This is a genomic window from Dehalococcoidia bacterium, from assembly GCA_028711995.1.
In the GTDB taxonomy this organism is placed as follows: Bacteria; Chloroflexota; Dehalococcoidia; order SZUA-161; family SpSt-899; genus JAQTRE01.
This window is the reverse complement of record JAQTRE010000012.1, coordinates 1-12,118: the sequence shown is the minus strand read 5'-3', so window position 1 is coordinate 12,118 and position 12,118 is coordinate 1. Positions and strand designations below refer to the sequence as shown.

The window sequence follows — 12,118 nt, the reverse complement described above, 5'->3', positions numbered from 1 at the left end:
AGGGGGGTGAGAGGTTTGGGTGAACACAATCTCAAAATAGAACCGGACAAATGAAATATACAGAGGAAAGGAGGAGATATGACATTCCAACTTGAAGAAAAGGCAATATTAAGCGAGCGCGTCAGCAGACTCAAGGAGAGCTTCCATGAAGCGCCTATCAAGATGTCCACGGAGCGCCTGAAATTTGTCGTGGAGGGTTATCGAGAGAATGAGGGCAGAGCGCCTGTGCTCATCCGCGCCCGGGTTCTGGAGAAATACCTCAAGGGAATGACTCTCCACATCGATGAAAATCCCATTGTAGGTAATCCCAGTGAGTTTCGCCGGGGCGTCATCCCTTATCCGGAATGGTCCAGCAACTGGTGGACCAAGAAAGCGCACAACAGCCAGTTCGGAAGCGTGCATGAAGGTTTGTCGGAAGAGGATTGGAAGCACATACGCGAAGCTCGGGAGTATTTCAAGGGCCGGTGCATGGTGGATATGGTCAACGAGGTTTTCGCCGATACGCACCCGGGACTCACCCGTCCCGAGATCATGAAAGAATGCTCCATGCTGGATAGCTCATTCGGCCCCATCGGCTATCTCAATGTTGACTACGCCAAGGTGATCAACGAAGGACTGGAGGGGATTATTGCCCATGCCCGTCGAAAGATTGCCGAGGTACCGGCGGCCTACGTGGATGAGATTCACAGGCTTGAGTTTCTCAAGGCGGCTATTATGAGTTGCGAGGCGGTCATTGCCTTTGCTAACCGCTATGCCGATTTGACCGAGCAGATGGCTCAGAGCGAGACCGATCAGGCCCGAAAGAAGGAACTCCTTGAGATTGCCGAGAGATGCCGTTGGGTGCCGGCCAAACCGGCCCGCAATTTTCGCGATGCAGTTCAGGCCTTTTGGTTTACTCATTGCGGCATCTGGGCTGAAGCGGCCCAGGTAGCCATTTCACCCGGCAGAATCGGACAGTACATGAACCGCTTCTTCGTTCAGGATAAGGAGCGCGGCGATATCACCGACGAGCAAGCCGTCGAACTGCTGGAACTCCTCTTCATTAAGATGTCGGAGCTTGCTCTGCACCAGCCCGGCGCCAATGCCGCTCTGGCTGCCCCCAATCATCTGGGGCAAAACATCAGCATCGGCGGGGTCAAACTGGATGGAACCGACGCCACCTGTGAATTGGACTACCTCATCCTGGAGGCAGACGGCCAGGTCCGGATGATCCAGCCCAGCCTGGTCTGCATCTGGCATAACAGGCTTCCCGAGGAGCTGTTGACCAAGTGCGCCGAGAACATCCGACTTGGCATCGGCAAGCCGGCCTTTGTTAACTCTGATCTGGCTGTCCAGCGCAATCTGGAACGCTACCGGTGTTCCATAGAAGAGGCTCGCGATTTTACCATGGTCGCCTGCACCCAGGCCCTGCCCGCTGGCAAGAACAACGGTACCTGGGAGACGCTGGTGTGCTTACCCAAGATGCTGGAGCTGGCGCTTAATAATGGCGTGAATATATTGACCGGAGTCCAGCATAGTCTCAAAACCGGGGATCCGGAGAAATTCGAGACCTATGAGCAATTGCATGATGCTGTGTGGCAACATCTGCAATATCTGGTGAAACTGGGGCGCGAGATCGATATCGCCTCCCTGACCCTCAATTCGCAGTATCTACCTTGTCCCTTCCAGTCTGCGGTTGTTAACGACTGCATTGAGCGAGGAAAGAACCTGATGGAAGGCGGCGCCAGATATTCTGGAGACCTCACCCTGCCGGTGGGCACCGTCGATCTGGGCAATTCCCTGGCGGCGATAAAGAAGCTGGTGTATGAAGACAAGAAACTCACCCTGAAACAAGTGATGGACGCCTTGAAGGCCGATTTCATAGGACATGAGGATGTCCGCAAGATGTTGCAGGATGCTCCCAAATATGGCAATGACGATGATTATGTGGATAGCATCGTCAAGCAGTGGTTTGACCTGTTCTATGATGCCACTATGGTACTTAAGACTCATACCAACACCGACGATGGCCGGCCAGAAGCGGTCAGCGTGTCACTCCACCGGCTCTTTGGGTACTACACCGCAGCCTCCGCCAACGGTAGAAAATCGCTGCAGCCTTTCGCCGACGGCATCACCTCCGCTTATCCCGGCACCGATAAGCATGGGCCAACTGCCCTCATCAAGTCGGCTTCCAAGGTGTTAGACCGGATGAAGTACGATGGGGATTTGCTCAATATGAAATTCCATCCCACAGCGGTGGCGGATCGAGAGGGGATGAGAAAACTGATGCTGTTGGTCAAGACTCTGATGGACTTGGGCGGCTATCACGTTCAGTTCAACATCGTAGACGCCAAGACCTTGCGTGATGCTCAGCAGCATCCTGAAGAATTCAAGAATCTGGTGGTCAGGGTGGCCGGATATAGCGCGTTCTTTGTACAACTTGACCCATTGATTCAGGAAGAGATCATCTCCCGAACCGAACTGAGGGTTTGATGCCCGATTCCCGGCAGCCATTTCCCCATAAGCGGGTATGGGGGATTGGATTATCGGAATAGATCATCGAAGTACTGGACTTACTGAACCTTAATTCAGTATACTGTTTTAAAAAGCCGCGAAAGGCAAGGAAGTGGTTATTTATGCTCGTGCCCCGCCAGTGGGGCACGAGCATAAAATTGAAACATATATACTGATTAAGGAGGGAGACCACAATGACATTGCCGCTTGAAGGATATCGGGTTCTGGATTTGACGTCCTGGTTTCAGAGTGTAGCGCCGAGGATGCTGGGAGACCTTGGGGCTGAGGTGATAAAAATAGAGCCCCGGGGTACCGGTGAGCCGATGAGGGGCGCGATGACCCAGGTTAGGTTTGAAATGGGGGAGGTACAGCGTCTTCCGCCGATGGAGCACGCCAACTTCAACAAAAAGGACCTGAGTCTGGACCTGACAAAGGCGAAGGGTCGGGAGGTTCTTTGGAAGCTGGTGGAAAAATCAGATGTAATTGTGCACAACGTGCGCAAGAAAGCAACCAAAAAATTGGGGATTGATTATGACACCCTGTCTCGACACAATCCTCGCCTGATATACGCGGTAAGCACGGCTTGGGGCTCAAAGGGTCCAAGCCCAGACGCGCCCTCATATGATCGACTGGTCATGGCCAGATCCGGGATCATGAGTATTATGGGAGCGCCAGGCACTCCACCCGCCTACTTGAACGGTGCCATTGCCGATCACATGGGAGCTACCATGACTGCTTTGGGTATAGTTCTCGCCATCCTGAAGAGGGAGAGAACGGGGAAGGGTCAGGAAGTTGAGGCTTCACTGCTTGGCAGTATGATTCATTTGCTGGGGATGAATGTCGATCACGTAACTTTGATTAACAAAGAAGTTCCGAGGCATGCTAGGACAAATACACCCAATCCATTCTGGAACGAATATAGATGCAAGGATGACAAATGGCTTACGCTGGGCATGCTTCAGGCAGATCGATACTGGCATCCCATGTGCGAGATTCTAGGCTTGCAGCATATTGAGAAGGATCCGCGATTTGAAGACATCTTTGTGAGGAAACTGCATTCCGCCGAATGCATTGAAATTTTGGACGAGGCATTTGCTACTAGGCCCCGGGCGGAATGGCTGGAAATGATGGGCAAAGAAGACATCGTTGTCGCTCCGGTGAATAGTTTCTTCGATTTGATGGAAGACCCGCAAGTGTGGGCCAATGACTATATCGGGGAATACGAGGATCCAAGATTCGGAAAGACCCGCATGACGGTTACGCCCCTTCGTTTCGGGGATGATGTGCCCTCGATCCGGTTGCCGGCACCCGAGTATGGGGAACATACCGAAATGATTCTGAACGAAATTCTTGGAATGGACTGGGATGAAATCATCAAGTTGAAAGAAGAAGAGGTAATCTAACAAGGAATCTCTGATCCAGTAGTGCAGGATTCCTCATGCTGGGGGCCTACCCTCGACCAGATCGGGGGTTCGGGGGTGTCCCCCAAATCCTCCTTCTTTCCCCAAGCGTGGGGGGTGAAGCTGCCCCCCAGAAAGAGAAAGGACGTTATCTGTTGCCGGTGGGAACTGATGATTGAAGAGCGGGAGAAAGGTAAACTGCGGTGATCTGGGAAGGTTTGCCGGCAGCAACGCGATAGCGATTATAGGTAGTTACCTAAGGAATAGAAGGAGGAAAGACAATGGTCGTAGTTGATCAGGAGGAGTGTATCGGTTGCAATATCTGCTCTGCATTTTGCCCCGTCGATGCACTGGAAGGGTATGGAGTGATCGAGATAAACAGGGATACTTGTACGGAGTGTCTTGAGTGTGTGGGCACCTGCCCGATGGATGCCATCCGGGAGGTGAAGTAATGAAACAGATCAAATGTGATGTGGCCATCATCGGGAGCGGAATCGGAGCTACCACTTCCGCCGCCCTTTTGCTGAAGAAGGGTTATAGCGTTCAGATCGTCGAGAAGTTGCCGTTTGTCGGTGGGCGATGCCAGACGCTTGACCATCATGGCTTCAAGCTCAACACTGGCGCCGCCATGATCGGCCCTGAGATCCACGGTGAACTGTGTAAGGAGGTCGGCGCCGAGCTGGAACTTCGCATCCCTGATCCGGTATTCAAGTTCCGCATGAAAGGCAAAGACATCATTGCTCCGCCCAAGACGATGTGGAAGACCCTGATCGGCGAGGCTGCCACCAGCGATGAGGAGGCTCAAAGGGTATACAACGCATGGATGCAAGCTATCACCTGGACTGAACCCTCCTACTCCATGTCTATGGATGAATGGGGCCGGCAGTATACCAATAACCCCATTATTTTGAAGCTGTTCCATTTTCTCACCTGCGGCATTGGCGTTAACAGCTATGAGATACCGGCCGGTGAGTTCTTCCGCCATATTACCCAGGGCGCGCACATGACTTGGGCCTATCCCCCCGGGGGATGCGGTGATTTCACCAATGCCATGGTGGCCGCCATCAAGAGATTGGGGGGAGATGTGTGGACCAGGTGTCCGGCAACGCAGATAAAGGTCAAAAATGGCAAGGCCACCGGAGTAGTGGTTCAGAAAGATGGCGAGCAGGTGGAGATCGTAGCCCAGACGGTCATCAGCAACGCCCCGCCGCGCAAAACTGTGGAATTGGCAGGGAAGGAGTATTTCAGTCCCGGCTACATGAAAGACGTGAACAACATCATCGGCTCGCCGATGATCTGTTTTGAATTCATGACCGATAGGCTGTTGCCCTCGCTGGAGGGATCGTCCTGCTATTGCTTTACCGAATTTAAGAGAGCCTTTATGATCCTCGATTTCACCCCGCTCTGCCCGGAGATGTCTCCCAAAGGCAAACATCTTCTTGAAGCTGCCTGCGTGCCAAAGTCTGTCTATCCCCCTTATGATATCCGCAGGGAGATAGCACTGTCCCTGGAGGATCTGCGGCACAACATGCCTGAGGTGGAAAAATACGCCACGCTGATAAAGGTCAGGGTCGCCCAGAGAGACTGGGGCGTTACCGGAAACATCCCCGGACGAGGCAATGTGTCCATCAAGACGCCAATCCACGGGTTATACGCTGTGGGTGATCGGTCCGCCCCTGAGGGCTGGTGGTGTTCTCTAGCGGCAATCAAGAGCGGCCGAATGGTGGCTGAGGACGTTCAAAAGCGCTTCAAGCCCGCTTGAGGCAAGGATTAAATAGGAACTGTATTACCAGAAGGCATCTCAAGCAGGGGCGATTCATGAATCGCCCCTGCTTTTCTCAAGCCTGCGGGGCAGAAGCATGGCTAATCTGAGTTCTTTGGGATTGACGCGGAGCAATTGGCTGGATAGACTTGACTCGGCAGGCAGTTGGATATGGTAAGGAGGCAGTGTGGCCATGACACCGAAGAGTGTAAAGACAAAAGACAGTGAAGCAGGGGCGCTAGATATAAAAGGACGCGTTTTCGATATTCAGAGATTTTCCATCCAGGACGGCCCCGGAATACGGACCACCGTCTTTTTTAAAGGGTGTCCTCTGAGTTGTTTATGGTGCTGCAATCCCGAGTCGCAAAACCCGGCGCCCCAGCTCATTTTTATGTCGCATTTGTGCCAGCGGTGCCACAAATGTGTAGCTGTTTGTCCCAATCATGCTGTTCTGGTTAGCTCCGATGGTTCGGTGGAAATCGATAGAGGCTTGTGTCAGGCATGCGGCAAATGCGTGGACGTCTGCATCCCCGAGGCCAGACGTGTATCAGGCAAGGTGATGACTGTTGGCGAGGTGGTTGAGATCGTGAGGAAGGATGCTCCTTTCTACCGTAACTCGGGAGGGGGAGTCACCGCTTCGGGAGGTGAGGCCACTGCTCAGTCGACCTTTTTGTTGAATCTCTTACGGGAATGTCACAACCGGGGGTATCACACGGCACTCGAAACGTGCGGCTATTTGAAGTGGACAGTGCTGGAACCGATCCTGGCATATGTGGACCTGGTGCTCTTTGACCTGAAGCATACCGATTCGGAGACGCACAAGAAGCTCACCGGTGTGAGCAATGAGCTTATTCTGGAAAACGCCAGGAAGATTGTGGCCAAAGGAGTGCCCCTGATCTTGAGGATTCCGCTGATTCCGGGGTGCAATGATTCCGAGCAGAACATGCGTAATACGGCCCAATTTGCTCTCGAACTGGGAGGTGTGGAGGTCAACCTGTTACCCTATCACAAACTCGGCATGAAGAAGTACGAAGCGCTGGACATGGAATATCGTATGAGCGATGTCGAGACCATGAAAGAGGACGCTGTGAAAGCCTGTGTGGAAATCGTCCATTCATACGGAGTGGATGTGAAGGTTGTCTAGAGAAGACTCTGGCAAGATTCGATCGGCATAGTCGATTGTTGACTGGAATCGGAGCATTGGACCCCATCTATTCCCCCATCGCCAATCAATAAAGGGGATTGGCCTGCAATATGCGAAGATATATTATTTTCGGCACTGTAGGGATGGTTATGTTCCTCACCACTTTCGGTGCCAGTGCCGTGTCGGTGGCGCTGCCGACAATGCGGTCCGACTTTCATTCCTCCCTTATCCTAATCGGCTGGGTGGTGAGCGGTTATATGCTGACGCTTACCATCAGTGTGGCGCTGGGAGGCAGACTGAGCGACGCGTTCGGCCAAAAGCCCGTGTTCATGTCCTCCTTGCTCATTTTCACCCTCGGCACGCTACTCTGCCTGTTGGCGCCCAATGTGGAAAGCCTTATCATTTTCCGCTTGATCCAGGGTCTTGGAGCCGGAGCCCTGACTTCTTGCGGTGTCGCCATCGTAGCCGGAGAATTTGCTGACTCTCGTCAGCGTGCAATTGGGCTCCTGATCAGCATCGTCCCGTTTGGGACGCTCGCCGGGCCAAACATCGGCGGATGGATCACACCCGCCTGGGGCTGGAGATCGGTATTCTGGGTCAATCTGCCGGTGCTGGCCGCTGCCTGCGTAATTGCAGCGCTGCTTTTGAAGCCCGGCAAAAGGAAGGAAAGTCATCTGGACCTGGCGGGTGCCGGCATGTTGACGGCCTTCCTGAGTGCGATAATGGTCGGCTTGAGCCTGATCCGGCAAAACGACACCCCCTGGATATGGGTGAGCGTACTGTTTATTGTGGGCGTGGCGATCATTGCGATCTTTGTGAGGAGAGAGAGCCGTGTCTCGAATCCCATTGTCAATATCGAATTTCTCAGAGGCCGATCCTTTGCCGCCTCTAATGTTTATAATTTCGTGTTCGGTGCCTCCACCTATGCAGTTTCCGCCTTTGCTCCCACATACGCGGTTGCTGTATATCATGAGACAACGCTCAAGAGCGGTGTAATCATGACACCACGCTCGTTGGGTATGCTGCTTATCTCCACGGTAACCAGCATGTATGTGCTAAGGCTAGGGTATCGTTGGCCCATGCTGCTGGGCACAGTTGTAATGGGGCTCAGCATTGTCTTTCTGGCTATTGAACCGCGTAGCATGGATATCCTTGGGTTTCATCTGGGTGGCACCGACTTCCTGCTCATTTTCATGGCGCTCTCTGGATTGGGAATGGGAGCCATTGTCACAGCGATCAACAATATCTGTGTTGATCTGGCACCCCAGCAGGCTGCGACGGTTACCGGGATAAGGAGCATGTTTTTGAATGCCGGTGCCTCGGTTGGGATCGTGGTTGCATCGCTGATTCTGAATCGGAGTAATGATTTGACGCACGGCTTCAGCGTCGTCTTCACGGGGTTGGCTGTAGTTTGTTTTGCCAGTATTCCGCTTATCTTTCTCTTGCCGAGTCGTGCCAGCACGTCGATACCGTCCAAAGGCACAGGATAGCACCGTCCCCGGATGTTGTGACGCACCTGTATTCGGAGAAGTGAAAACTGTCTGGCTGATTCCTCACTCTGCGCTCGGTGTTCCCCAGTCCTGATTATTCCAGTAGCGAGATACGGCTCGAAGGCCTGGCGAGGATATCGGTGGTGATGGACGCTTCGGCAAAGAGGTTGCGAAAGGAGTCATCGGCATATGTGCCGAAACTGACGAATCGATTGATCCGGGCGTTGACCAGCATCTTGGCGCAAAGGATGCAGGGCGTGTGAGTGCAGTAAATCGTAGCCCCTTCCAGGCTTACCCCATGAAGCGAGGCCTGGATGATGCAGTTCTGCTCGGCGTGAATTGCCCGGCATATCTCGTGGCGTGTTCCCGAAGGAATATCCTGTGCGTTCCGTAAACATCCCAATTCGAGGCAATCCTTGAGGCCGGCAGCAGCACCATTATAGCCAGTGGCCAGAATATGCTTATCCCTGACGGCCACTGCTCCCACATGGTGCCTCAGGCAGGTGGATCGCTCCGCTACCACCGAGGCGATCTTCAGAAAATACTCATCCGGGGCGGGACGTTCTGCTTTCAAGGTCATAAAAGCTTTCCGATGACGTCCTCTGTATCCTTCTTGAGGGCTTCCATCGAAGATTCGTTGATCAATGTGAAATCCGCTATGGCAATCGGACCGCCCTTTCCCAGGTTTTCGATCTCATTGTAATCCCGTCTGGCCGATTCCACTGGTGTGAGTGGCCTGACCTGTCTTTGAGGAAGGCGCTTCTGTCGGGTTCTCGGGGATGAATACACAGCCACGATAATGAGGTAGTCTCCGTAGATATCCTTGAGCATCTTGTATTCTTCCCACGAATAGAGGCCGTCCACCACGACAGGGCATTTCTTGAGGGCTTCATCGATCAGCGGGGCGTTGAGTTTGGCATAAGCAGCCATGCCGTACTCTCTGCGCAGTTCCTCGCGGATCTTGCGCTCGTTTTCTTCGTTGAGTTTCAGACCGCGTTTGGCGATCTCTTTATCGGTTATCTCGCCAAATCTGATGCGCGTACACCCCTTCTCTTCGAAGAAACCGGCCACTTCGGATTTGCCTGACCCATTCATGCCGACGATGGCGATAACTTTGTTTATGACCATTTCGATTTTTCTGCAGCCACGAGGCGTGTCCTTTTTTCGAATTTCACGCTCAATTATACCATATTCCCAGGTTGGACGGTCTTGTTTGGGTTGTCGGGCGTCTTTTGGGATAGGGTAGGAAACTGAGGAACACACTGAGTAAGCAGCATGTTAGATGCTATAATGAAAGCGCTATTTACAGAGGCGGTTCAACGTGATGCCAGAGGTGGCATTGAAGGAGAGGTGTAGGATATGGCTCGTGTAACACTGGTGCAAAAAGACCAGGCTTCGAAAGAGGTCGAGGAGGTATTCCGAAAGATCGAAGGCAACGGAGCCAGGGTGCTCAATTTGTATAAAGCAGTTGCTGTCAGTCCGCCGATGCTTTCCAGTTTCCTGAAGTTGGGAAACCGCCTTTTGAGCCGGGCGGAACTTTCATCGAAGTTGCGTGAGTTGGCTATCCTGCGCGTGGCCAACCTGGCGGGAAGCGAGTATGAGTGGACGCAGCATTTATCGATCGCACTCGCTACTGGCGTGAGCCAGCAGCAAATCGATGATGTCCATTCATGGAGGGAGTCAGCCAGTTTCACCGAAGAGGAACGTGCGGTCTTGCAATATACAGACGAGTTAGCGGTGGATGTTACGGTAACAGAAGGGACATTTGATGGGCTAAGGAGCCACCTTAGCGAACGCCAGATTGTTGAACTGACCCTGTCCATCGGATATTGGGGGATGGTGGCACGCGTATTGGTCCCGCTGAAAGTGGATCTGGACGAACGGCACGTAGGTACTGCCAAAGACTTGCTCGGCAGGGCTGACAGGCAGAAGTAGGCGCTTGGAGATATCCCCTTTCTTTGACAGCCAGGGAGTGTTCCGTTTATTATAGGACTAATTCAGCCCATATCACTTTTGGGGAGGTTGGAATGCAGGACAGGGTCGCTATTTTCATTGATGGAAGTAATCTTTATCATGCCCTTCGGGATAACTGCCAGCGCTATGACCTCAACTTTGCTGAATTTGCCCGGAAGCTCAGCGGTGAGCGGCGGCTTTTCAGAATTTATTACTACAATATTTTGCAGGATCAAACCTCGCGACCCGAGGGACATCGTGAGCAGCAGGAATTCCTCGATACTCTTCGCAAGACGCCGTATCTGGAGGTTCGACTGGGGAGAACCAAGTTGCAGCAAGGCATTCCGGTGGAAAAGGGTGTGGACATTATGCTGGCCACCGACCTTCTTCACTATGGTTGGCAGGGGCTTTATGATACCGCGATCCTCGTCAGTGGAGATGCCGATTTCGCATATGCACTCCAGACAGTGAAGAATATGGGCAAGCATGTGGAGGTAGCCTATTTCGAAAGTAACATTTCAAAGGACCTTCTGGAGGTGGCTGACTATCAACATCTGCTCAAAAGGGACTTTTTTAAGGATATGTGGACTGTCAAGCGCCGTGTGCGGCGTAAATATAGTGGAGCCAGGAAACCGGGTCAAGGGAATGTGTTGGCTGAACATAACCCTCCCCGGGGCGAGTGACGGGTCGATGACTGTCCATATAATCTGAAGAACAGAGTTTCACCGTTTTCCTTCAGCTATACGGGGTTAAGCCTGTGGCTTTATTAGGCCATGTTTTCGGTGCCTCATCAGTATTGAGAACGGCCTAAACCTAGCCCTTGATGATAAAACAGGCGATGCAGTGGATGTCCTCATTCTAGCGATGCTCCGAGCCGTGTTACCCCTCCCCCCGTAGGGAAAGTTGGGGCCGCAGGAGATTGCGGTAATGTCTCTGTTATCCAACCCCACTCTGATGCACTTCCGTGTGGAGTCTCTAGTCCAATAGTCGTCACTATCCGGGACGAACTCAGCCGCTCGACCATTCCCCCTCAGCAGGGCCTTGTCAATTTCGAGCCACACTCCGCACCACTCTCGAAGTGTCATGGTTCATCTCTTCTGAACCGTGTCCCCACCACCCACCCCGTTTCTCTAAGCAATCTCTGAATAAGTCCTGAATCATGCGATAATAGAGGTAGATCAATTCGAAGGAGTCTGCCGATGAATATTGGCCCCACTTTTGCCAGCCTGACCTATGAGAACAAGAAAAAGAAGACTCGTCGGGAGAAGTTCCTGGAAGAGATGGATCGGGTGATTCCCTGGGATGAGTTATTGAAGATTATCAGGAAGCATTATCCGAAGAAAGGTAATGGTCGCCAGCCGATGCCGCTGGAACGGATGCTGCGGATTTACTTCATGCAGCAGTGGTACGGATTATCCGATCCGTCAATGGAAGACTCGCTTTATGATAGTGAATCGATGAGGCGCTTTGCCCGAATCGATCTGGAAGCCGATGTGATACCGGATGAAACCACCATTCTGAACTTTCGGCATTACCTGGAAGAGAATCGGTTCACGGAAAAGATATTTGAGAAGACAAAGGGATACCTTTTTGAGAAGGGGTTGATGTTACGTGAAGGAACCATTGTGGATGCCACTATCATCAACGCGCCTGCTTCGACCAAGAATGAAGCCCGGAAACGAGACCCCGAGATGAAATCAACCAAGAAAGGGAATCAGTGGTACTTTGGGATGAAGGCCCACGTGGGGGCGGAAAGTAAACGGGGTTTGGTGCACAGCATCGTTGTCACCAATGCCGGGGTGCATGATTCACAGGTAATGGATGATCTGCTTCATGGAGAAGAAAAGTCTGTTTATGGAGACAAGGCTTATTCCAA

The 12,118-nt window shown here is 52.5% G+C and carries 11 protein-coding genes; 9 read left to right on the top strand and 2 right to left on the bottom strand.

The window, feature by feature from the left end:
* The first annotated feature begins 78 nt into the window (after positions 1-78).
* From PHV74_03485 to PHV74_03460, 6 genes are all read left to right on the top strand, one after another.
* The gene (locus tag PHV74_03485) at positions 79-2,472 is read left to right on the top strand and encodes a pyruvate formate lyase family protein (protein ID MDD5093427.1); all 2,394 of its coding nucleotides are present in this window, start codon (positions 79-81) and stop codon (positions 2,470-2,472) included.
* A 215-nt stretch (positions 2,473-2,687) separates the two neighbouring features.
* On the top strand, positions 2,688-3,896 hold the full coding sequence (locus PHV74_03480; GenBank protein ID MDD5093426.1) for a CoA transferase: 1,209 nt from the start codon (positions 2,688-2,690) through the stop codon (positions 3,894-3,896).
* A 278-nt stretch (positions 3,897-4,174) separates the two neighbouring features.
* A complete protein-coding gene (locus PHV74_03475) occupies positions 4,175-4,345 on the top strand; it encodes a 4Fe-4S binding protein (protein MDD5093425.1) in 171 nt (56 codons plus the stop codon).
* A complete protein-coding gene (locus PHV74_03470; GenBank protein MDD5093424.1) occupies positions 4,345-5,655 on the top strand; it encodes an NAD(P)/FAD-dependent oxidoreductase in 1,311 nt (436 codons plus the stop codon). The genes PHV74_03475 and PHV74_03470 overlap by 1 nt, the downstream gene beginning before the upstream one ends.
* Positions 5,656-5,848: 193 nt before the next feature.
* Positions 5,849-6,799, top strand: coding sequence for a glycyl-radical enzyme activating protein (locus PHV74_03465; GenBank protein MDD5093423.1), 951 nt, complete (start codon positions 5,849-5,851; stop codon positions 6,797-6,799).
* Positions 6,800-6,909: 110 nt separating this feature from the next.
* A complete protein-coding gene (locus PHV74_03460) occupies positions 6,910-8,289 on the top strand; it encodes an MFS transporter (GenBank protein MDD5093422.1) in 1,380 nt (459 codons plus the stop codon).
* Positions 8,290-8,383: 94 nt separating this feature from the next.
* On the opposite strand, the gene PHV74_03455 is transcribed toward PHV74_03460, so the two are convergent.
* Both PHV74_03455 and PHV74_03450 read right to left on the bottom strand, forming a co-directional pair.
* Positions 8,384-8,869 (bottom strand): dCMP deaminase family protein, encoded by a 486-nt coding sequence (locus PHV74_03455; protein MDD5093421.1) that lies wholly within the window; start codon positions 8,867-8,869, stop codon positions 8,384-8,386.
* On the bottom strand, positions 8,866-9,417 hold the full coding sequence (locus tag PHV74_03450) for an AAA family ATPase (protein MDD5093420.1): 552 nt from the start codon (positions 9,415-9,417) through the stop codon (positions 8,866-8,868). Before PHV74_03450 ends, PHV74_03455 begins: the two co-directional genes overlap by 4 nt.
* Positions 9,418-9,648: 231 nt before the next feature.
* On the opposite strand from PHV74_03450, the gene PHV74_03445 reads away from it, so the two are divergent.
* The 3 genes from PHV74_03445 to PHV74_03435 form a co-directional block, all read left to right on the top strand.
* On the top strand, positions 9,649-10,224 hold the full coding sequence (locus tag PHV74_03445) for a carboxymuconolactone decarboxylase family protein (protein MDD5093419.1): 576 nt from the start codon (positions 9,649-9,651) through the stop codon (positions 10,222-10,224).
* Positions 10,225-10,316: 92 nt separating this feature from the next.
* The gene (locus PHV74_03440; GenBank protein MDD5093418.1) at positions 10,317-10,925 is read left to right on the top strand and encodes an NYN domain-containing protein; all 609 of its coding nucleotides are present in this window, start codon (positions 10,317-10,319) and stop codon (positions 10,923-10,925) included.
* 516 nt (positions 10,926-11,441) lie between these two features.
* Positions 11,442-12,118: IS5 family transposase (locus PHV74_03435; GenBank protein ID MDD5093417.1), on the top strand; the 677-nt coding region annotated here is incomplete at its 3' end.